17 protein-coding genes are annotated in these 20,608 nt (G+C 70.4%); 15 read left to right on the forward strand and 2 right to left on the reverse strand.

The annotated features are described in order from the left end of the window. Nucleotide 1 precedes the first annotated feature (1 nt). The 14 genes from nusB (at nucleotide 2) to LZ199_RS40175 (ending at nucleotide 13,099) form a co-directional block, all read left to right on the forward strand. On the forward strand, nucleotides 2–424 hold the full coding sequence (gene nusB / locus LZ199_RS40110; protein ID WP_163869689.1) for a transcription antitermination factor NusB: 423 nt from the start codon (nucleotides 2–4) through the stop codon (nucleotides 422–424). 34 nt (nucleotides 425–458) lie between these two features. After that, nucleotides 459–950, forward strand: coding sequence for a M17 family peptidase N-terminal domain-containing protein (locus LZ199_RS40115; RefSeq protein ID WP_253999088.1), 492 nt, complete (start codon nucleotides 459–461; stop codon nucleotides 948–950). A gap of 60 nt (nucleotides 951–1,010) precedes the next feature. Next, a complete protein-coding gene (locus LZ199_RS40120; RefSeq protein WP_253999089.1) occupies nucleotides 1,011–1,385 on the forward strand; it encodes a response regulator in 375 nt (124 codons plus the stop codon). Then, nucleotides 1,382–3,754, forward strand: a complete 2,373-nt coding sequence (locus LZ199_RS40125; RefSeq protein ID WP_253999090.1) for a chemotaxis protein CheA — start codon at nucleotides 1,382–1,384, stop codon at nucleotides 3,752–3,754. The genes LZ199_RS40120 and LZ199_RS40125 overlap by 4 nt, the downstream gene beginning before the upstream one ends. 34 nt (nucleotides 3,755–3,788) lie before the next feature. Continuing rightward, entirely contained in the window at nucleotides 3,789–4,355 is a 567-nt protein-coding gene (locus tag LZ199_RS40130) for a chemotaxis protein CheW (protein ID WP_253999091.1), read from the forward strand. After that, nucleotides 4,352–4,876: a chemotaxis protein CheW gene (locus LZ199_RS40135; RefSeq protein WP_253999092.1), complete on the forward strand. Its 525-nt coding sequence runs from the start codon at nucleotides 4,352–4,354 to the stop codon at nucleotides 4,874–4,876. Before LZ199_RS40130 ends, LZ199_RS40135 begins: the two co-directional genes overlap by 4 nt. An 11-nt stretch (nucleotides 4,877–4,887) precedes the next feature. After that, the gene (locus LZ199_RS40140; RefSeq protein ID WP_253999093.1) at nucleotides 4,888–5,277 is read left to right on the forward strand and encodes a hypothetical protein; all 390 of its coding nucleotides are present in this window, start codon (nucleotides 4,888–4,890) and stop codon (nucleotides 5,275–5,277) included. Beyond that, a complete protein-coding gene (locus LZ199_RS40145; RefSeq protein ID WP_253999094.1) occupies nucleotides 5,274–7,250 on the forward strand; it encodes a HEAT repeat domain-containing protein in 1,977 nt (658 codons plus the stop codon). Before LZ199_RS40140 ends, LZ199_RS40145 begins: the two co-directional genes overlap by 4 nt. Nucleotides 7,251–7,265: 15 nt before the next feature. After that, entirely contained in the window at nucleotides 7,266–8,138 is an 873-nt protein-coding gene (locus tag LZ199_RS40150; protein ID WP_253999095.1) for a CheR family methyltransferase, read from the forward strand. Next, on the forward strand, nucleotides 8,135–9,172 hold the full coding sequence (cheB, locus tag LZ199_RS40155; protein ID WP_253999096.1) for a chemotaxis-specific protein-glutamate methyltransferase CheB: 1,038 nt from the start codon (nucleotides 8,135–8,137) through the stop codon (nucleotides 9,170–9,172). The genes LZ199_RS40150 and cheB overlap by 4 nt, the downstream gene beginning before the upstream one ends. Nucleotides 9,173–9,227: 55 nt before the next feature. Next, nucleotides 9,228–9,608 carry a response regulator gene (locus LZ199_RS40160; RefSeq protein WP_253999097.1) on the forward strand — a complete coding sequence of 127 codons (381 nt, stop codon included), beginning with the start codon at nucleotides 9,228–9,230 and terminating at the stop codon, nucleotides 9,606–9,608. A 13-nt stretch (nucleotides 9,609–9,621) separates the two neighbouring features. Beyond that, nucleotides 9,622–10,380: an ABC transporter ATP-binding protein gene (locus LZ199_RS40165; RefSeq protein WP_163869698.1), complete on the forward strand. Its 759-nt coding sequence runs from the start codon at nucleotides 9,622–9,624 to the stop codon at nucleotides 10,378–10,380. After that, nucleotides 10,377–12,110, forward strand: coding sequence for a putative ABC exporter domain-containing protein (locus tag LZ199_RS40170; RefSeq protein WP_253999098.1), 1,734 nt, complete (start codon nucleotides 10,377–10,379; stop codon nucleotides 12,108–12,110). The genes LZ199_RS40165 and LZ199_RS40170 overlap by 4 nt, the downstream gene beginning before the upstream one ends. Before the next feature lie 98 nt (nucleotides 12,111–12,208). Continuing rightward, nucleotides 12,209–13,099 carry an NAD(P)-dependent oxidoreductase gene (locus tag LZ199_RS40175; protein WP_253999099.1) on the forward strand — a complete coding sequence of 297 codons (891 nt, stop codon included), beginning with the start codon at nucleotides 12,209–12,211 and terminating at the stop codon, nucleotides 13,097–13,099. Nucleotides 13,100–13,170: 71 nt separating this feature from the next. On the opposite strand, the gene LZ199_RS40180 is transcribed toward LZ199_RS40175, so the two are convergent. Together LZ199_RS40180 and LZ199_RS40185 are read right to left on the reverse strand one after the other, a co-directional pair. Then, nucleotides 13,171–14,550, reverse strand: a complete 1,380-nt coding sequence (locus LZ199_RS40180; RefSeq protein ID WP_253999100.1) for a RagB/SusD family nutrient uptake outer membrane protein — start codon at nucleotides 14,548–14,550, stop codon at nucleotides 13,171–13,173. Nucleotides 14,551–14,553: 3 nt separating this feature from the next. Then, nucleotides 14,554–17,556 carry a SusC/RagA family TonB-linked outer membrane protein gene (locus tag LZ199_RS40185; RefSeq protein WP_253999101.1) on the reverse strand — a complete coding sequence of 1,001 codons (3,003 nt, stop codon included), beginning with the start codon at nucleotides 17,554–17,556 and terminating at the stop codon, nucleotides 14,554–14,556. Nucleotides 17,557–18,103: 547 nt separating this feature from the next. Between LZ199_RS40185 and leuS the strand changes: the two genes are divergently transcribed. Next, nucleotides 18,104–20,605, forward strand: coding sequence for a leucine--tRNA ligase (leuS, locus tag LZ199_RS40190; RefSeq protein ID WP_253999102.1), 2,502 nt, complete (start codon nucleotides 18,104–18,106; stop codon nucleotides 20,603–20,605). Nucleotides 20,606–20,608: the final 3 nt, after the last annotated feature.

Raw genomic sequence — 20,608 nt, forward strand, 5'->3', positions numbered from 1 at the left:
CATGGGCGCGCGCAGAACGGGACGTGAGCGGGCGTTGCAGGCGCTCTACCAGTTGGAGATGGCGGCGGGCGCGTCCGTGAATGACGCCCTGGAGTCGGCGTGGACGGCGTCGGAGGAGGAGAAGCGCGAGCCGGACGCGGTGAAGTTCGCCCGCGAGCTGGTGGAGGGCGTGCAGGCCCACCGCGCGGAAATCGACCGGCTCATTGAGTCGCACAGCCACAACTGGCGGCTGGACCGCATGTCGCGCATCGACCGCAACGTGCTGCGCGTGGGCATCTTCGAGCTGAAGTACCGTCCGGACATCCCTCGCAAGGTGACCATCAACGAGGCGGTGGAGCTGGGGAAGAACTTCGGGACGGAGGAGTCCAGCGCCTTCGTCAACGGCCTGTTGGACCGGGTGGCGGTGGCGCTGAACAAGGCCTGAGCGCCGGAGCTTCGAGCCGAAGGAGGGAGGCGCCGTGAGCCAGACGACGACGCACGACATCGGGATGGAGGGGCTGGACTCGCTGTCCGGAGTGGACGCCCTGTGTCTCTTCGTGGCGCAGGATGACCGGCCCCTGCCGGCCACCGCGGGCTACGTGGACTGGCGCCTGTGCGGCGTGCTGTCGCGCGTGCTCAAGGGCGGCTTCTTCTCCGGCGAGAAGGACGACTGGCTCCTCTTGCCCTCCGACGGGAAGCTGGAGGTGCCTCGCATCTTCGTCGTCGGCCTGGGGGCGCGGCGTCAGCTCGACTCGGAAGGACTCCAGGAGGCGCTGGCCGGGGCGGGCAAGGTGCTGAGCCGGGCCAAGGTGGCGTCGGTGGCGCTGGAGATTCCCGCCGGGGGGGCGCTGGATGACGCGGCGCGGGCGGAGGGCTTCCAGAAGGGCTTCGTCCCAGCGTTCAAGGGCGGACGGGTGGCCCTCCTGGTGGACAAGGCGCTCGTCCGGCTCCTACCAGGCAGGAAGGGCTGAAGCACAGCGACCGGGCAGGCCTTCTGTTAGCATGGGGGGTACCGTCCGGGGCGTGCGCACATGCGTGTCAAGGTGCTGATTGTCGAGGACTCCAAGGCGTCGCGCGAATACATCGCGTCGACCGTGGAGGCCGTGGAGGGCATCGAGGCCGTCGTCACCTCGAGCGGCTTCGAGGCCCTGAAGCTGCTGCCGCGCCACCGCTTCGAGCTCATCATCACCGACATCAACATGCCCGACATCAACGGGCTTGAGCTCATCAACTTCGTCAAGAAGAACCCCAACTACCGCGACGTCCCGCTCTTCATCATCACCACTGAAGGGCGCGAGCAGGACCGCGACAGGGGCATGGCGTTGGGCGCGGCGGAGTACCTGGTGAAGCCGTTCCAACCGGGGAGCCTGGAAGGGCTTCTGCGCCGGTACCTGAAGCTGCCGTGAGTCCTCCGAGCAAGGCGCTGGCCGAGTTCGTGGCCGAGGCGACCGAGATTCTGGAGGCGCTCGGCAAGGACCTGCTCGTGCTGGACGAGCGGCGCGGCCACGAGGCGGACCCCGACCGGGTCAACGGCATCTTCCGCGCGGCGCACTCGCTCAAGGGCCTGGCGGGGCTCTTCGGACAGGAGCGCATCTCCCGGCTGGCGCACGGGACGGAGGACCTGCTCGACAGGCTGCGGCTGGGCAAGCTGCACTTGAACGACGCGGTGCTCGACACGCTGATTGAGGCGCTGGACGCCTTCCAGGCGCTGCTGGCGGAGACGGCGCGGGGCACGGAGACGGACGGCCTCACCCGGCGCGCGGACGGCATGGCGGAGCGGCTGGGGCGGCTGGGCGAGGTGTCCGTCGCGCTGGACGAGGACCCGTTGGAGCGCCTGGAGCTGGACGCGCAGGTGCGCTCCGTCTTCACCGAGTACGAGGAGCACCGGCTCCGGGAGAACGTGCGCAAGGGCGTGTCGATGTGGCGCGTGCGCGCCGCGTTCGACTTGTCCGACTTCGACATGGGCCTGGCGGACCTGAACACGCGCCTCAAGCCCCTGGGCGAGGTCATCAGCACGCTGCCGTCGGCCCAGCCCGGTGGCGCGCATGGCATCGCGTTCGACCTCATCTTCGGCACCCAGGTCTCCATGCCGGAGCTGGAGTCGGGGCTGAAGGGCACGCCCGCGGAGCTGGCACGGCTCGCCGTGCGGCCCGCGACGACTCGAAGCGCCGAGGCCCTGGCCCGCGCCACCGAATCGCCCGCCATCGTCCTGGGGACCCTGGGCGTCGCCTCGGCGCCCGAGGCCTCCACCGGCACTTCGCCTCCCACGAAGCGCGGCGTGCGCGCAGCGGTAGAGGGGGGGACTCACCAGCCCCTGCTCCCGCTGGCCTCGGAGCGCTCCGACACGGAGCAGGGCGAGACGGGGGCGTCCGCGCACGGTGTGCCCGGGTTGGATTCCGAGTCCGACGAGGAGCACGCTCCCTCGGCGAAGGGCCCCTCGCTGGTGACGTATCTCCAGGGGCCCGGAGGTCGTGCGCCCGCGCTCGCGGCGACGCCCCCGGGCGCGTCCCAGGCAGGGGCCGGGGCCGCATCGTCGTCGTCTGCCTCGGCGGAGCCTTCGCTGCGCTCCCTCACGCAGACGGTGCGCGTGGACATCGGCAAGCTGGATGGCCTCATCAACATGGTGGGCGAGCTCTTGCTCATCAAGGCCAGCCTCCAGCGGCTCGCGGAGTCGGCGCGGCAGGATGGCGTGGTGCCGCTGTCGAAGCTGTTCGGCCAGGAGCTGGCGCGCGAGACGCGGGGCCTGGAGCGCAAGCTGGAGGCGCTGCAGGAGGGCCTGCTGGAAGCGCGGATGGTGCCGGTGGGCCAGGTGTTCGACAAGCTGGCCCGGCTGGTGCGCCGCATCACCCGCGAAGCGGGCAAGGAGATCGACTTCGTCATCGGCGGCGGCGAGGTGGAGCTGGACAAGCTCATCGTCGAGGAGCTGAGCGACCCGCTGATGCACCTCATCCGCAACGCCATCGACCATGGCGTCGAGTCACCGGACACGCGACTGGCCGCGGGCAAGCCCCGGCGCGCGGTGGTGTCGCTGCGGGCCGAGCAGAAGGGCAACCACGTCGTCATCCAGGTGAGTGACGACGGAGCGGGCATCGACGAGCTGCGCGTGCGCGAGGTGGCGCTGACGCGCGGCCTCATCACCCACGCGCAGGCGGAGGAGATGGGGCGCCGGGAGCTGCTCAACCTCATCTTCCTGCCCGGCTTCTCCACCGCGCGCAGCGTGTCCGAGCTGTCCGGCCGGGGCGTGGGCCTGGACGTGGTGAAGAACAACCTGGGCAACCTCTCCGGCATCATCGACGTGTGGAGCGAGCGCGGGAAGGGCACGGCTTTCCACCTGACGCTGCCCGTCACGCTCGCCATCATCCGCGCGCTGGTGGTGGGGGTGAGCGCTCGCACGTACGCGGTGCCGCTCAACAGCGTGCTGGAGATTCTCTCCGTGCAGCCCCGGGAGATTCGCACCATGGAGCGCCGCGAGGTGCTGGACGTGCGGGGCCAGACGTTGCCCTTCGTGCGGCTGGCGCGGCTGTTCGGCCTGCCGGAGCGGCCGGTGAGTCGCTACTTCGTGGTGGTGGTGGGGCTGGCGCAGGAGCGGCTGGGCATCGCCGTGGACGAGCTGCACGGTCAGCAGGACATCGTCACCAAGCCCCTGGGCGGCAGGCTGCAGTCCGTCCGGGGCATCTCCGGCGCCACGGACCTGGGGAACCGGCGGCCGGTGCTGGTGCTGGACGTGGCGGCGCTGCTGGAAGAGGGACTGGCCCTGGAGCGAAGGCGGGCCTGACGTTCGCCCTGGCCGGCTGCTATCCTCACGCGCTGTGTCCCGGTTCGCCGAACTGCTCGACGACTTCTTCTTCCGTCCGGACGAGGATGTCAGCGGCCTGCAGGACTTCGCCGCCGGCAGCGACGGTGTCGCCTCGGCCGCGCCCGAGGAAGTCCCCGAGGAGTACCTGTCCTTCCGGCTGGAGGGCGAGGCCTACGCGGTGCCCATCCGCGCGGTGCGCGAAATCTCCAAGGTGCCCCCGCTGACGGAGATTCCGAGGGCGGAGCCCCACCTGCTCGGGGTGATGAACCTGCGTGGGGAGCTGCTGCCCGCGTACGACATCAAGGTCCGGCTGGGGCTGGCGGAGCGGGCGCCCCTGGTCGCCGGTCCGGACGCGCCCGTGCCACCTCGGGACGCGCGCATCCTGGTGCTGCGCACGGAGACGGGGCCCGCGGGCGTGTGGGTGGACACCGTGTCCGGCGTGGTGAAGCTCAAGCCCTCCATGCTGGAGCCGCCACCGCCCGGCCTGCGCCGGGGGGACAAGGACTGTGTCGTGGGTATCGGTCGACGCGGGCCCTCGCTCTACATCCTGCTGGACCCTGAACAGGCGCTGGCGCCATGAAGGACTCGGTCAACCTGCTGGCGCGCCACCCCATGGGGGGGCCGGATGCGCCCGGTGAGCAGCCGGACACCGTCGTGCAGCTCTGCGCCTTCTTCCTGGGGGAGGAGGAGTACGTGCTGGATATCCAGCGCGTGGAGGAGGTGCTGCCGCTCCAGCGCGTGACGCCCATTCCGCATGCCCCCTCGTTCGTGGAGGGCGTGCTTCACCTGCGGGGCGTCATCCTTCCGGTGGTGGACCTGCGACGCCGGCTCCAGGGCCAGCCCTCGGTGGAGTCGCGCAAGGCGCGGCTTTTGGTGTGCCGGCTGGGCGCGCGGCGGGTGGCGGTGCGGGTGGAGCGCGTGGCGGAGGTGCTGCGCGTGCGGCGGGGCGATATCAAGCCCGCGCCGGCGCTGCGGGTGTCGGGTCGCTCGCCCTTCGTGGTGGGCGTGTGTGGCCCGCCGGACCGTCTGCGGTTGCTGCTCGACTTGAAGGCGTTGCTGCGCGCGGAGCTGGAGCGCGAAGCGGTGCGCCCGACGAAGTGAAGAGGGTGACGATGGACATGCAGCGCAGTGACTTGGACAACCACCGCCGCATCCTGGGCATCGGGTTCATCGCCATCAACGCGCTCACCGTGCTGGCGGGCATCGTGTTGGCCATCTTCTTCGCGTTCGGCGGGTTGATGATGGTGAGCGAGGAGGCCCAGGCCCGGGACCGTGTCGCCTACTTCCTCATCGGCGGCGGACTCAGTGCGTGCGTCCTGGCGTTCGGCCTGCCAGGCGTCATCGCCGGCATTGGCCTGTTGAAGCGTCGCAGGTGGTCGCGGGTGCTCGCGCTGGTGCTGGGAATCATCGGGCTGTTCAACTTCCCGCTGGGCACCTGCCTGGGCATCTACGCCATCTGGTTCTACGCCCAGGAAGGCTCCGACCGGGTCCTCGCGTCATGAGCCACCTGCCCGTCTTTCCCGCGGAGGAGGAGCGCTACCGGTCGCTCCAGGAGTTGGATCCGCGTCGCGAGGGCAGCCTGGACGTGCTCGTGGCGGGGCTGCACGACGAGAGCTGGCGGGTGCGCCACGCGGCGGCGGAGGGGCTCCAGCGGCTGTCCTCGCCCGCGGCCGTGGCGCTCCGGCTCGTCGGCGTGCTGGGCGAGCGCGGTGAGACGGGGGCTCGCAACGCGGCGGCCGAGGCGCTGGTGGGGCTGGGCCTTCCCGCGCTGGGGCCGCTGGTGAAGCTGCTGGGGCATCCGGACCCGGACCAGCGCAAGTTCGCGGCGGACATCCTCGGGCAGTTGGGGCTTCACGCGGCGGAGGCGCCGCTGGTGCAGGCGCTGGAGGACCCGGACCTCAACGTGCGCGTGTCCGTGTCGGAGGCCCTGGGCCGGGTGGGCAGCGAGCCCGGCGCGCGCGCGCTGGAGCGCCTGTTGAACGACGCGGAGCCGCTGCTCCGCCTGTCCGCGCTGGAGGGCCTGGTGCTGCTGCGCCGTCCGCCGCCGCTGCCGGTGGTGGTGGCGCTGCTGGACGATGCCCGGCTGCGGCGCAGTGCCTTCCGGGCGCTGGGCCTGATTCCCCAGGTGGCGGCCACGGAGCTGCTGTGCCAGGGCCTGGAGTCCTCCACCCGCTCGGTGCGCGAGGCGGCCCTCGCGGCGCTCGGCGTGCAGGCGTCGCTGGTGGAGCCCGCGCGGCAGGGCGAGCTGGAGGCGGTCATCCACGCGGCGCTGCGGCGCTTGCCGGACGCGGTGGCGCGACTGGCGCAGGCGCTGGAGTCGGAGGACGTGACGGTGCGCGCGGGAGCGCTGCTGGCGGTGGCGGCGCTGGGTGAGGCGTCCCTGGCGGTGCCCGTGGCCGAGGCCGCTCGCGAGGACCGCCTGCTTCGGGACGTGCTGAGCACGCTGGGGCGGCTGGGCGCGGAGGGTGGGCGCACGTTGCTCGCGGCGATGTCGGACCTGTCAGCGCCCGCGCGGGCGGCGGCGGCCGAGGCGCTGGTGGACCTGGTGGATGCGACGTCCGTCACGCCGCTGTGCGCGCTCCTGGAGTGGGCGGAGGACGACTTGCGCGGCGTGGTAGTGCGAGCGCTGGGGCGCACGCGCTCTCCGGAGGCGGCGAGCCCCCTGGTCGACTTGCTGCGGGACTCGGTGACGGCGGGCGCTGCGACTCGGGCGCTGGGCGTGCTCGCGGGAAGTTGCCGTGGGGCGGTGCTCGCGGCGCTGGAGGAGGCGGTGGCTCGGAGGGCGACGCCCGTGGCGGTGGCGGCGCTGGGGCGGGTGGGTGGCGCGCCCGCGTTGCCCTCGCTGCGCAAGCTGGCGCGGGACGTGGACCCTCGCTGGCGGGCGGCGGCGGTGGAGGTCGCCGGCGAGGTGGACGGCGGGGTGGGCCGGGAGCTGGCGCGCGCGGCGCTCGCGGACGAGGCGGCGCCGGTGCGGGCGGCGGGGGCTCGGGCCATGGGGCGACTGGGAGGCTCGGAGGCGGGGGCGCTCCTGCGCTCCGCGCTCCAGGACGAGGAGTCGTCGGTGCGACGGGCAGCGGTGGACGCGGTGGGCGAGAGTGGCGCCATGGACCGCGTCGCGGAGCTGGAGCCGCTGGTGCGCCACCCCGATGGGGCGCTGGCGGTGGCGGCGGTGCGCGCGTTGTCCAGGCTGGGACGGGTGGGTGCGCGCGTGTTGAGAGAGGCTTCCAATCATCCGGACGCGGAGGTGGTGAAGGCGGTGCTGTCGGCGGGGGCGGTGTCTCGGGAGGGTGTGGCGCTGGCGGAGTCGCTGCTGGAGCATCCGCACTGGGACGTGCGGGCGGCGGCGGCGCGGGTGCTGGGGGATTCGGGCGGGCCGGAGAGCCTGGGCCCCACCCGCCGCGCGCTGGAGGCGGAGTCGGACGCCCTGGCCCGACAGGCGCTGGCGGACGCGGTGGAGCGCCTGGCTCGGCGCTGAGGGAGGGGACACGGGGTGGCGCGCTTCGATGACAGCCGGCCGGAGATGTCCGCGGAGGAGTTCCGGCTCCTGAGGGACCACGTGTACTCGCACTGCGGCATCCTGGTGCACGAGGACATGAAGTTCGTCATGGAGCGGCGGCTGTGGCCCCGGCTGGAAGCGCTGGGCGTTTCCGACTTCAGCGCGTACCACCGCTACCTGCGCTACGACGCGAACCGGCACGCGGAGCTGGAGGCCGCCGTCGAGTCGCTCACGACGCACGAGACGTACTTCTTCCGCGAGCCCTCGCAGCTCAAGGCGTTCCGCGAGGAGCTGCTGCCGCTGCTGGAGAAGCGCAACGCGCGCACGAAGCGGCTGCGGCTGTGGTCGGCGGGGTGCTCCTCCGGAGAAGAGGCGTACACGCTGGCGATGCTGCTCAAGGACGAGCGGCGCTTCGAGGACTGGGACGTGGAGGTGTACGGCAGCGACATCTCCCGGCGCGTGCTGTCCATGGCCCGGAGCGCGGAGTACGGGCCGTCCGCGCTGCGCGCGACGTCGGCGGACTTGCTGGAGCGCTTCTTCGTGCCGGCGGGCAAGGCGAAGGTGCGGGTGCGTGACGACGTCCGGGCGATGGTGTCCTTCGGCCACCACAACCTGCTGGACGAGGCGGGCAGCCAGCTGGTGATGAAGATGGACGCGGTGTTCTGCCGCAACGTGATGATCTACTTCGACCAGTCCGCGCGCAGGCGGGTGCTGCGCATCCTTCGCGACAGGCTGGTGCCCGGGGGCTATCTGCTGCTGGGCCACTCGGAGAACCTGCTCAACCTGGGCGCGGACTTCGAGCTGGTGCACCTGCGAGGCGACCTGGTGTATCGGCGGCCGGAGCTGACGGGGGGCGAGGCGCGATGAGCGGGCAGAAGGGTGTCGCCGTGCTCGTCATCGACGACTCCGCGCACAACCGGCACACGTTGACGACGCTGCTGGAGTCCGCGCCGGACGTCCGGGTGTTGGACCGCGCGGCCGACGGCGAAGAGGGGTTGAAGAAAGTCCTCGAGCTGAAGCCGGACGTGGTGACGTTGGATTTGGAGATGCCGAAGCTGGGCGGCTACACGTTCCTGCGGCTCTTGATGCGCACGGCGCCCACGCCCGTCATCGTCATCTCCAGCTATGCGCACCGCTCGGACGTCTTCAAGGCGCTGGAGCTGGGCGCGTTCGACTTCATCGCCAAGCCCGCCAAGGGCACCCCGGCGGAGCTGGAGGTGCTCCGCCAGGAGCTGCTGGAGAAGGTGCGCGCGGCGCTGCACGTGCGGCCGGGGCAGCGTCATGCCTCGCCCGGAGCGCGAGCGCTGGCGGTGGCGGGAGAGCTCCCGCTGGTGGTGGCCATCGGCGCGTCCACGGGAGGACCACCGGCGGTGCAGCGCGTGCTGGAGGGCCTGGCCGCGGAGCCCACGCCGTGCGTGCTGGTGAGTCAGCACATGCCCGCGCAGTTCACTCGGGCCTTCGCGGATCGGTTGGACCGAATTGGCCCCTTCACGGTGACGGAGGCGAACGAGGGAGACCCGGTGCAGCCGGGGCACGTGTACATCGCTCCAGGTGGGAAGCACCTCGTGGTGGTGGAGCGCGGCACTCGACTGGAGCTGCACACGCCGCCCCCCACGCCGCTGGACAAGTACGCACCGAGCGTGGACCGACTCTTCACCAGCGTGGCGCAGGTGCTGGGCAGCCGCGCGCTGGCGGTGGTGTTGACGGGCATGGGCGCGGACGGGGCGGCGGGGGCGCGCGAGGTGCAGCGCGTGGGCGGCGAGGTGTGGGCCGAGTCGGAGGAGACGGCCGTCGTGTTTGGCATGCCAGGGGAGGCCATCGCCTCGGGAGCGGCGAAGCGGGTGCTGCGACTGGGGGAAATCGGACCCGCGCTGGCGGCGCTCGCCCGACGACGGCGATGAGGGGACGCGGAACTGCGGGCGGTGGAAGAGGCCCGGGTGTTAGTCTGGGCCGGTCATGACGCAGCAGATTCGAGCTTTGGTGGTGGACGACTCGCAGGCGATGCGACGCAGCATCATGTACGCGTTGCAACGCATCAGCGGGATGGCCTGCACCGAGGCGCAGGATGGCGTCGAGGGGCTGAAGAAGTTGACCCAGGGCCGCTTCGACCTGGTGCTCACGGACATCAACATGCCGTTGATGGATGGACTCAAGCTCATCCACCACATCCGTCATGCGACGGACCATCGCCATGTGCCCATCGTCGTCATCACGACGGAGGGCGCGGCGGCGGACCGGGAGCGGGCCATGTCCCTGGGCGCGAGCGCGTATCTGGTGAAGCCCGTGCAAGCCAAGGTGGTGATGGACACCGTCAAGGACTTGCTGAAGCTGGACTGAGGCGAGCGCGCGAATGGACTTCGTCCTGCGGGTGGCGGGCCTGGAGAAGCGCTACGGCGCGGTGAATGCCGTGCAGGGCCTCACCTTCGCGGTGGCGCCCGGCGAGGTGCTCGGGTTGGTGGGCCCCAATGGCGCGGGCAAGACGTCCACGCTGCGGTGCCTGGCGGGCATCCTCCCTCCCACGTCGGGGCGGGTGGTGGTGGCCGGCTACGATTTGGCGAAGGACGCGGTGGACGCCAAGCGCGAGCTGGCCTTCCTTCCGGACGAGCCTCGCTTCTTCGACTACCTCACGGTGTGGGAGCACCTGAACTTCACGGCGCGCCTCTACGGCGTGGAGGACTGGGAGGAGCGGGGCAAGGCGCTGCTGGAGGAGATGGAGCTGACAGGCAAGGAGAAGGCGCTGCCGGGCGAGCTGTCGCGCGGCATGAAGCAGAAGCTGTCCATCGCCTGCGGCTTCCTGCACTCGCCCAAGCTCATCCTGCTGGACGAGCCCCTCACGGGCCTGGACCCGATTGGCATCCGCCGGATGAAGGCGTCCCTGCGGCGCCGCGCGGAGGAGGGAGCGGCGCTGGTGTTGTCCTCGCACCTGCTCCCGCTGGTGGAGGAGCTGTGCCACCGGCTGCTGGTGATTGCCGGCGGACGGGCCATGGCGCTGGGCAGCCTGGAGGCGATTCGCTCGCGGCTGAGCGGCCCGGAGGGGGAGAGCGCGTCGCTGGAGGACCTCTTCGTGCGCATCACCAGCGGAGCCGGGACGGAGAAACCCCCGCCGTGAGCTTCTCGAGCGCCGTCGTCTTCCTGTGGCTGGCCTCCTCGCGCAACCGCCTGCGGCTCCAGCTCCAGCGACTGCGCAGGCCGCGCTACCTCGTCGGGGCCCTGGTGGGGCTGGGTTACATCTACTCCATCTTCCTGCGGCGGCTGGAGTTCGGCGGGGCGCTGAGCAGCGTGCCTCCCGGCGTGCGCCTGTTCGCGGAGCTGTCGCTGGTGCTCTCCGCGCTCGTCACCGTGTTCTCCGCGTGGGCGCTGGGGCCGGACCGTCCCTCGCTGACCTTCACGGAGACGGAGGTGGTGCAGCTGTTCCCCGCGCCCGTCACGCGGAGCTCGCTGCTGCACTACAAGCTGGCGCGCGGCATCCTGGGCGCGGCGGTGGGCGCGCTGTTCGCCTCGCTGTTCGTCGGTCGGCTGGTGAGTCCCGCGCCGGGCCTGTTCTTCCTGGGCGCGTTCCTGTCGTTGGGGACGCTGTACCTGCACGCCACGGCCGCGTCCTTCATGCGCACGCGCTGGGCGGAGGCGTGGGGGACGCGGGGCCTGGTGGCGCGCTGGGCCGTGTTGGGGTGCGTGCTCGCGGCGGTGGGCCTGGCGGCGTACGCGGCGCTGGAGGCGCACCCCTTTCCGAGGACGCTGTCGATTCCCGGGGTGCTGCGCAACTGGGTGCAGGCGGTGGTGGCCTCTCCGGGGTTGAGCGCGGTGCTGTGGCCGGCGCGGCTGCTGGTAGCGCCTGCGCTGGCACAGGACTCGAGTGCCTTCCTGAGCGCGGTGCCGCCGGTGCTCGGGCTGGCGCTGGCGCACTACGTCTGGGTGCGGCTGGCGGAGGTCCCCTTCGAGGAGTCCGCGGTGACGCAGGCCGAGACGCGCACGCGCGAGCGCTCGCAGCGGGCCTCGGGGGGCGTCGCGAAGGGGAGGGCGCTCTCGTCGCGCAAGGCGCCCTTCCGGCTGTCGGCGCGCGGGCGGCCCGAGGTGGCGCTCATCTGGAAGAACCTCATCACCCGCAGGCGGATGGCGGGCGGGGTGGCGTCGGTGCTGGCCTCGCTGCTGTTGGGGTGCGCCATCGTCGCGATGATGGGTGAGTCACGCTTCTTCACGGACACGCGCCGGGTGCTGGGGCCGCTGGGCGTGTCGCTCGCGGCGATGATGGCGGTGGTGGGCCCGAGCGTCTTCCGCATGGACCTGCGGATGGACCTGCCCAAGCTGGACCTCTTGCGCGCACTGCCGCTCGCGGGCTGGCAGGTGGTGGGCGCGGAGCTGACTGCGTCGGCGCTGATGGTGGGCCTGCTCCAGCTCGGGCTCCTCGCGGTGGGGCTCTTGAGTGGCCCCGGCGCCGAGGACCCGTGGCTGCTGACGTGGTGGTGGCCGGGCGGGGTGGCGCTCGCGGTGCTGCTTCCCTCGGTGTCTCTGGCCGGGCTCTTCGTGCAGAACGCCGCGGTGGTGCTTTTCCCCGCGTGGGTGCCCGCGGACCGGACGGGCAGCGCGCGCGGAATCGAAGCGCTGGGCCAGCGCCTGCTGACGTTGATGGGCTCGCTGGTGGTGTCGCTGGTGGGCCTGCTGCGGGCGGCGCTGGCGGGCGCGGTGGTGGGCTTCCCCCTGTGGTCCTCGCTGGACGTGTGGGCGCTGCCCCTGGGCGCGGCGGCGGCGTCCGCGGTGCTGGCGGGGGAGGTGGTCCTGGGCGTGCTGCTCCTGGGCCGCGCTTTCGAACACCTGGACGTCTCCGAGGACCGTCCGGAGTAGGGCCGGGCGTTTGCTCCTGGACGCGCGGGGACAGGGTGCTTGCGGCGCCTGGACGCGAAAGCGCAGGGTTGCGCGGACCGAACGGACGGGAGCGCGACATGAAGCTGGGTTTCGTGGGACTGGGCAACATGGGACTGCCCATGGCGAGGAATCTGCTCTCCGCGGGGCACGAGGTGGCGGTGTGGAACCGCTCTCCCGCGCGCGGTGAGCCCCTGGTGAAGCAGGGCGCCCGCGCGGTGGCCTCGCCCGCAGAGGCGGCGAAGGACGCGGAGGTCGTCTTCAGCATGCTCGCGGACGACCGCGCGGCGGAGGGCGTGGCGCTGGGCCCCCAGGGCATCATCTCTGGGCTTTCGAAGGGCGCCGTGCACGTCTCGTCGAGCACCATCTCCGTGGCGCTCTCCCAGCGCCTCACGGACGCGCACGCGAGCGCGGGGCAGGGGTACGTGGCCGCGCCCGTGTTCGGCCGTCCCGAGGCCGCCCAGACGAAGCAGCTCTGGGTGGTGGCGGCGGGAGCGAAGGCGGACGTGGAGCGCTGCCGGCCGCTGCTGGAGGCGCTGGGGCGGGGGCTCACCGTGCTGGGCGAACAGGCGTCCATGGCCAACGTGGTGAAGCTCTCCGGCAACTTCCTCATCGCGTCGATGCTGGAGGCGCTCGCGGAGGCGTTCGCCTTCACGCGCAAGTCAGGCGTCGAGCCGAAGCAGTTCATGGAGCTGTTCCGGGCCGTCTTCGCCAACTCGCCCATCTTCGAGCGCTACGCGCAGGCCATCGCCGAGGAGAAGTACTCCCCCGCGGGCTTCGCGATGCGGCTGGGGCTCAAGGACGTGGGGTTGGTGCTGGAGGCGGCGCGCGCGGCGGAGGTGCCCATGCCGCTGGCCAGTCTCGTGAGGGACCAGTACCTGGGGGGCGTGGCCCAGGGGCATGGAGACCTGGATTGGTCCGCGCTGGGGGCGCTCGTGGCGGAGCGCGCCGGGCTGCCCAAGGGCCGCTGAGCTGAAACGACGAAGGGCCTCCAGGTTTCATCCCTGGAGGCCCCTTCTTGCGTCTGGCTTGCTACCGCGTGCTACTGCCGCGCGTTGATTTCGGCGACGGGGATGGGGTAGCGCTCGTGCGGCCCGTAGCTGTCATCCAGGTTGCGGGGCAGCTCGTTCAGCTTGCCGTAGCGGCGCATGTCGATCCACCGGTGCCCGCCCTCGAACAGGAGCGAGTAGCGCTTCTGCACCAGCAGCTCGTCCACGGCGTTCGCCGCGGTGATGTCCGCGCGGGGCGCGAGGCGGCCGGAGCGGGTGCGGATGTAGTTGAGGTCATCCGCGGCCGGGCCAATCTGGCCCAGGCCGATGTTGGCCTCCGCGCGCAGGAGGATGAGCTCCTCGTTGCGGATGATGGGCACCGGCGACTCCGCCGAGGGGTAGATCGTGAAGGCCAGGTCCGTCGTCAGCCGGCCACCCGCCGCGCTCGCCGGCGCCGACAGCTTGCGCGTCTTGCGCGTCACCCGGTCATCCAGCGCGTCGTTCGCCTGGCGAGGCGCATCCGTCTCGATGGAAGGGTGGGCGAAGATGGTGACGCTCAGGAGGTTGTTGTCCACGTCGCCGGAGGCCGCCCGGAACACGTGGTAGACGCCCACGTTGAGGGACGAGAGCGCCGCCGCCTTCGCGCCGTCGTCCGCGGACGCGGTGGCGTCGATGAACGACTGGCTCAGTGCCGTCAGCGCGTCCTCGTTCCTGCCCATGTACACCGACACGCGCGCCTTGATGGCGCGGTTGAACCGCCGGAACGTGGCCGGCGTGTCGAAGCCCGCGAAGCCCGTGCTCAGCCGGAACGAGAACGCGTCACCCGCGTTGTCCAGGTGTCCCGCCGCCTCGTCGAGCAGCGTCGCGATGCGGGTGAACACCTCGTCCTTGCCGACGATGGGCGCCAGCTGGCCCAGGGGCAGGTCCACGTCGATGGGCGCGCCGTTGGTGTCGTGGGTGTTGATGACCACCAGGAAGTCCAGCGCCTGGATGGTCTTCGTGAAGCCCCGGATGCCCTCCTTCTGCTCGTCCGTGAAGGCCGCGACCTTGTCCAGCGCCGCCAGCACCGTGTTGGCGTTGCGGATGTTGGAGTAGGAGGCCGCCCAGAAGTTGCCGCCGAAGGCACCAGCGCCCGGGTCCAGCGTCGGCCCGAGAATCTCCTCCACCGTGCGAGGGTCCGCCGGGTCGAAGACGTACGCCTCGCGGCCGATGGTGCCCAGCTGCGCGACGTAGCCGTTCTGGATGGCCACGCCCGCGCGGTGTCCGATGAGCAGGCCCGTGGACGCGCTGTTGACGGCGGAGCTGGTGGGGTTGTTCTTGAACTCGTCCAGGCTCGGGTTGTTCAGGTCGCCGATGTCCAGGCTGCCGCAGCCGCCCAGGCCCAGCACGGCGCAGAGCGCCACCACGGTCTTCTTCGTCTGGTTGATATTCATGGCCTAGAACCCGACGTCGAGCGACGTCCAGAAGCTGCGGCTAGGGGGGAAGGGAGCGACGTCGATGTTGCGAGCGATGGCCTGGTTGCCGAAGTTGCTCACCTCGGGGTCCAGACCCGAGTAGCTGGTGAACATCAGCAAGTTGCGGCCGCTCAGGCTGAGGCGCGCGTTCTGCAGCTTCGGAATCGCGGACACCCAGCTCTTGGGCAGGTTGTAGCTGAGCGTCACCTCGCGCAGCTTCACGAAGGACGCGTCCTCCACGTAGATGCCCGCGTTGTTGCGGCGGTCCTGCAGGCGCTGACGGCCGGCCGTCTCGTAGTCCACGGACGTGCCCGCGCCGTCATACAGGAAGCGCGTCAGGTTGATGACGTCGCTGCCCTGCTGCCAGTGCCACAGGAAGGACAGGGTGAGGTCCGAGTAGCGCAGGGTGTTGGCCCAGCCGAGCGTGAAGGTCGGCTCGGTGTCGCCAATCTTCTTCACGATGGGGACGCCGTTCTCGTCGCGGCCCACGTTGCCGACAATCTGCGTGGCGGACGAACCCTCCTCGATGAAGAACGCGCCCAGGGAGTTGCCGAAGCCACCCGCCTGGAACGGCCCCGCGGGCAGGCTCGTCACCTTGCTGCGGTTGAGGGCGAACGTCGCGGAGCTGGTCCACTCGAGCGCCCCGCGCACCGGCGTCACCTGGAGCATGGCCTCGATGCCGCGGTTGCGCAGCGAGCCGCCGTTGACGAACTGGGTGGTGAAGCCCGTGGAGCTCGGCAGGGCGCGCTGCAGCAGCATGTCGCTGATGGCGCGCTGGTACACCGACAACTCCACCGTGACATCGCCGCCGAACATCAGCGCGTCGATACCGGCCTCGATTTCACGCTGGCGCTCCGGACGGATGTTGGGGTCGCCCGCGACGCCCGTGCCGACGAGGCCCGGCGTGCCCTGCACGTTGCCCAGCGCGCTCATTCCGCTGAACTTCATGCCGTACAGGGGCTGGTTGCCCGTCTCGCCGTAGGCCGCGCGGACCTTGAGCTCGTTGAGGGCGGCGATGTTCGTGGGGATGCGGTAGGCGGACGCCAGCTTCGGGTAGAAGAAGAGCTTGTTCGGGTTGCCGTTGGCGCTGCTCTGCTCACCGCGGATGGCGCCGACCAGCGTCAACCGGTCATCCAACGTGACGATTTCCTCCTGGACGTAGTAGCCGCGGTCCCGGATGTGCGTCGACTGGTCGCGCACGCCAATCACGGTGCCGTTGTCCACGCCGGGCTGACCGGCGTTGAGGTTCTCGGAGACGACGTACGTGGAGTCGATGCGGCGCTCCTCGAACTGCACACCGGCCGACGTCGTGGCGGTGAGGAACTTCGAGGCGGGCTTGTACGAGTGCACCAGGTTGATGCCGCTGTTGATGTTGCGCACCTGGCTGGTGCCGAACAGCGACGTGCCCGGGAAGGTGTCGTCCACCGGCTCGAAGTTGAGCTCTGGCGGGAACAGCAGCCGGTTCTCCTGCTGGAAGCGGTCCACACCCGCGTTGGCGAGCAGGCGCAGGTGGTTCTCGTCGTTCTTCCACAGGTGGAAGGTGGCGTCACCGGAGCCGATGAAGCGCCACACGTCCTCGTCGTTCTTCACCAGCGCGGACGTCTGCAGCGGGTTGGCGCCGTTGGAGAGGAACGGGTTGACGGGGTACACGCCTTGCGCGTTCGGTTCCATGTTGAGGAACTCGGGCACGTTCGGCAGCACCATGTAGTTGGTGATGGTCTGGTTGTCGTTGTTGGTGAGGCCGCGCTGGCCCAACGTGTGGATGAGGTTGGTGGCGACGTTGATCTCCACCGCATCGCCCAGGGACTGACCCAGGTTCAGGCGGAACGACTGCTTGTCGTAGCCCGTGTTGGCGATGATGCCCTCGTCGCTGCGGAGCATCGCGGAGGCGAAGTACTTGGTGTTGCCCGACGCGCCGCTCACGCTGGCGAGCGTCTCCGTGGACAAGTCCCGGCGGCCCGCCAGCTTGGCCTCGTGGTCGTACGTCTTGCCCGTGTAGTACTGGGCCGCGTCGGGGCCGAACTGCTCGACGGCCTCTTCGACGGTCTCGAAGCGGCGGGTGCCGAGCTTGTTGGCGAGCGTGTACACGCCCACGCGCTGCGTGATTTCGAACTTGGGCTCACCGGCGCGGCCGCGCTTGGTGTTGATGATGACGACGCCGTTGGCGGCCTTGGAGCCGTAGATGGCGGCGGCGGACGCGCCCTTGAGGACCTCGATGCTCTCGATGTCGTTGGGGTTGATGTCCGCGATGCGGTTGACCTGGTTGTCCTGCGTGGGGTTCGGGTTGGAGCCGCCCACGGAGTCCGTCACCACGTACACGCCGGACGCGATGGCCACGTCGCTGACGAGCACGCCGTCGATGACGTAGAGCGGCGCGGTGGAGCCGTTGATGGTGGACACGCCGCGCAGGCGCATCTGGATGCCGCCGCCCGGGGCGCCGGAGTTCTGCTGGATGTTGGCGCCGGCCACCTTGCCCTGGAGGGCCTGGTCGATGGTCTGCGCGGGGGCGCGGTTCATCTCCTCGGCGCTGACGGAGGCCACCGAGTTGGCCAGGTGCTTACGGGCCAGCTCGGAGGCGCGACCGACGACGACCATCTCTTCCGAGAAGATGTTGTCGAGCGCCACCGTCACGTTGTTCTGCGTGGCGCCGACGCGCACTTCCCGCTCGCCGTAGTCCTGGCTGGAGAAGAGCAGCGTGATGGAGCCCGGAGGGACGTTGGGCAGCGAGAAGGTGCCGTCCAGCTCCGTCTCCACGCCCTGCGTGGTGCCCTTGATGATGACGCGGACGAGCGGCAGGCCCTCGTTCGTCAGTCGGTCCGCGACGCGCCCCTTCACGGTGCGGCCCATCGCGGGCGTGGCGGCGGGAGCGGGAGTCGTCGGAGTGGTGCTGGCCGGGGCCGCCTCCGCGGGCGCCGGTGTCGCGGGAGCTTGAGCCGCGGGTGCCGGCTGCGGTTCCGCGGCGGGCGGGCTCGCTTCCTGCGCCATTGTTTCCAACGAGAAGAGTGCGATCACGCACCCCGGAATCAACGCTCTCTTAAGCGTCATTCGGATCTTTCCTCGCAACGTGGGAACGGCCCCCCCAGCAGGTGCCGTGGGCGCGAATCGTCACCGTCTGAACTGAACCAGTCAATGGCGAGACTTGTTTTTCAAGAATGTTGGCCAAATCCATCCAAACGGAAATATTCCGATCTCGTACCGAGTCAGCGATGACGCGGGGCGCGCTACGCCTCGCAACCCGGTGCAATCAGGGCCCTACCTGCCTGGGGACATCGTGGATCTCCCGGAGGCCGACCCCACGAATCGGGTGGTGGCCTGCCCGCTGGCGCGCCCGCACGTCGGTTCTTGCCAGCCCGCGTTGGCGAGAGCAGTCAGGCGTGGGCGGCACGGGGGCGGGCGGACGGGGGCTCGCGCGGGGACAGAAGTGGCCGGGCCCAGCGGTTCTCTCAGGTCAGTCGGAGGAATCTGGCCCCGTCGGCCTGAGACGAGGGGCCTTGCTCACAGGGGCAGCCCTCCCATAAGAGGCGCAGCGGACATGGCGATGAACGAGCGTTACGAGCCGCAGTCGATTGAAGGTAAGTGGCAGGCCCGTTGGGACGAGGCCGGCATCTTCCGGGCAGGCAGGCGCCCGGGCGCACCGAAGAAATACGTGCTCGAGATGCTGCCGTACCCCAGTGGCAAGATGCACATGGGGCATGTGCGCAACTACCTCATCGGGGATGTGTACGCGCGGTACTTCCTGATGCGCGGCTTCGACGTGCTTCACCCCATGGGCTGGGACGCCTTCGGTCTGCCGGCGGAGAACGCGGCCATCAAGGACGGCGTGCACCCGGCCCTGCGCACCGCGGAGAACATCGTCTCCTTCAAGCAGGAGATGAAGAGCCTGGGCTACAGCTACGACTGGGAGCGCGAGGTCAACACCTCGAACCCCGAGTACTACCGCTGGAACCAGTGGTTCTTCATCAAGATGCTGGAGCGCGGGCTCGTCTATCGCCGCTTCAGCAAGGTGAACTGGTGTACCGGCTGCCACACCGTCATCGCCAACGAGCAGGTGAAGGACGGCGTGTGCGAGCGCTGCTCGTCGCCCGTGGTGGACCGGGAGATGCCCGAGTGGGCGTTCCGCATCACCCGCTACTCGCAGGACCTGTTGGACAAGCTGGACACGCTCAAGGAGTGGCCGGACCGCATCACCTCCATGCAGCGCAACTGGATTGGCCGCTCGGACGGGGCCGAGGCGGACTTCCGCGTCCAGGGCCATGAGGCCTCCTTGCGCGTCTTCACCACGCGCATCGACACCATCTACGGCTGCACCTACGTGGTGCTCGCGCCGGACCACAAGCTGGTGGCCCAGGTGACGACGCCCGAGCGCCGCGCGGACGTGGACGCCTTCGTCAAGCGCATGGCGGCCCAGTCCAAGACGGAGCGGACGGGGGAGGACACGGAGAAGGAGGGCATCTTCACGGGCGCCCACGCCGTCAATCCCTTCACGGGCCAGCAGGTGCCCATCTGGATTGCCAACTTCGTGCTGAGCGACTACGGCACGGGTGCGGTGATGAGCGTGCCCGCGCACGACGAGCGGGACTTCGCCTTCGCGCGCAAGTACGCCTTGCCGGTGAAGGTCGTCATCCAGCCGGCCACGGGCGACAAGCTGCCCGCGGGTGACGCGCTGGAGGCGGCGTACACCGAGTACGGCGTGCTGGTGGACTCGGGCGAGTACACCGGGATGACGTCCGAGGCGGCGCGCACCGCGATGGCCGCGAAGCTGGAGAAGGACGGCCAGGGCCGCGCGACGGTGACCTACCGCCAGAAGGACTGGGGCTTCAGCCGCCAGCGCTACTGGGGCACGCCCATCCCCATCGTCTACTGCGAGAAGTGCGACCCGGAGCGCCACGGCATCCCCGTGCCCGTGGAGCAGCTCCCGGTGAAGCTGCCGGAAATCGACGTCCAGGAGGTGCTCACCGGCAAGGGCGAGCCCCCGCTGGCGAAGGTCGCCTCGTGGGTGAACACCTCCTGCCCGAAGTGCGGTGGCCCCGCCCGGCGTGAGGCGGAGACGATGGACACCTTCGTCGACTCCTGCTGGTACTTCGCGCGCTACCTGTCGCCGCACTACGACGCCGCGCCGTTCGACCCGAAGGAGGCCCAGCGCTTCCTGCCCGTGGACATCTACGTGGGCGGGCCCGAGCACGCGGTCATGCACCTGCTCTACTTCCGGTTCTGGACCCGGGTGATGAAGCTGCTCGACTTGAGCCCGGTGGACGAGCCCGTCAAGCGCTTGATTACGCAGGGCATCGTCAACGGTCCGGATGGCCGGAAGATGTCCAAGCGCTGGGGCAACGTCGTGGCCCCGGCCTCCATCGTCCAGAAGTACGGCGCGGACACCGCGCGCGCGTACGTCATGTTCGCCGGCCCGCCGGAGCGCGACTTCGACTGGTCCGACGCCCAGGTGGAGGGCGTGTTCCGCTTCCTCAAGCGCGTCTGGGTGCTGGCCTCCACGCACCACGCCTCGTCGGCGGGCGCCACGCATGACGGCCCCTTCGAGGGCAAGGCGCTGGAGATCCGCCGCGCGGCGCACAAGGGCCTGAAGCGGGTGGGGGAGGCCATCGAGCGGCTGTCCTTCAACACCGCCATCGCCGGCACCATGGAGTGCCTCAACGCGCTCTACGACGCGGGGACGCCGGAGACGGCCGCGGAGAAGGCGGCCATGGCGGAGGCGGTGCGCCTGCTGGCGGTGATGCTCACGCCCTTCGCGCCGCACATCGCGGACGAAATCGCGGAGGCCTACGGGAGCAAGGAGTTCACCGTCGCGCAGCCGTGGCCGGACTTCGACCCGGCGCTGGTGGTGGACGACGTCATCCCCTACGCCGTGCAGGTGAACGGCAAGCTGCGCGCGGAGATTCGCGTGGCGGCGGACGCGGGGGAGGCGGACGTGCGCGCCGCGGCGGAGGCGGACGAGCGGGTGCAGTCCGCCCTGGCCGGCAAGACGCTGCGCAAGTTCGTCTTCGTGCCCAAGCGACTGGTGAACTTCGTCGTCGGCTGAGCG

The sequence above is a fragment of the Myxococcus qinghaiensis genome (assembly GCF_024198215.1).
Taxonomy (GTDB): Bacteria; Myxococcota; Myxococcia; order Myxococcales; family Myxococcaceae; genus Myxococcus; species Myxococcus qinghaiensis.

Bases quoted from the DNA above. Each gene is read 5' to 3' on its own strand.
- nusB (WP_163869689.1), top strand. From the start codon at position 2: ATGGGCGCGCGCAGAACGGGACGTGAGCGGGCGTTGCAGGCGCTCTAC.
- LZ199_RS40120 (WP_253999089.1), top strand. From the start codon at position 1,011: ATGCGTGTCAAGGTGCTGATTGTCGAGGACTCCAAGGCGTCGCGCGAA.
- LZ199_RS40135 (WP_253999092.1), top strand. From the start codon at position 4,352: ATGAAGGACTCGGTCAACCTGCTGGCGCGCCACCCCATGGGGGGGCCG.
- LZ199_RS40140 (WP_253999093.1), top strand. From the start codon at position 4,888: ATGGACATGCAGCGCAGTGACTTGGACAACCACCGCCGCATCCTGGGC.
- LZ199_RS40145 (WP_253999094.1), top strand. From the start codon at position 5,274: ATGAGCCACCTGCCCGTCTTTCCCGCGGAGGAGGAGCGCTACCGGTCG.
- cheB (WP_253999096.1), top strand. From the start codon at position 8,135: ATGAGCGGGCAGAAGGGTGTCGCCGTGCTCGTCATCGACGACTCCGCG.
- LZ199_RS40160 (WP_253999097.1), top strand. From the start codon at position 9,228: ATGACGCAGCAGATTCGAGCTTTGGTGGTGGACGACTCGCAGGCGATG.
- LZ199_RS40165 (WP_163869698.1), top strand. From the start codon at position 9,622: ATGGACTTCGTCCTGCGGGTGGCGGGCCTGGAGAAGCGCTACGGCGCG.
- LZ199_RS40175 (WP_253999099.1), top strand. From the start codon at position 12,209: ATGAAGCTGGGTTTCGTGGGACTGGGCAACATGGGACTGCCCATGGCG.
- LZ199_RS40180 (WP_253999100.1), bottom strand. From the start codon at position 14,550: ATGAATATCAACCAGACGAAGAAGACCGTGGTGGCGCTCTGCGCCGTG.
- LZ199_RS40185 (WP_253999101.1), bottom strand. From the start codon at position 17,556: ATGGCGCAGGAAGCGAGCCCGCCCGCCGCGGAACCGCAGCCGGCACCC.
- leuS (WP_253999102.1), top strand. From the start codon at position 18,104: ATGGCGATGAACGAGCGTTACGAGCCGCAGTCGATTGAAGGTAAGTGG.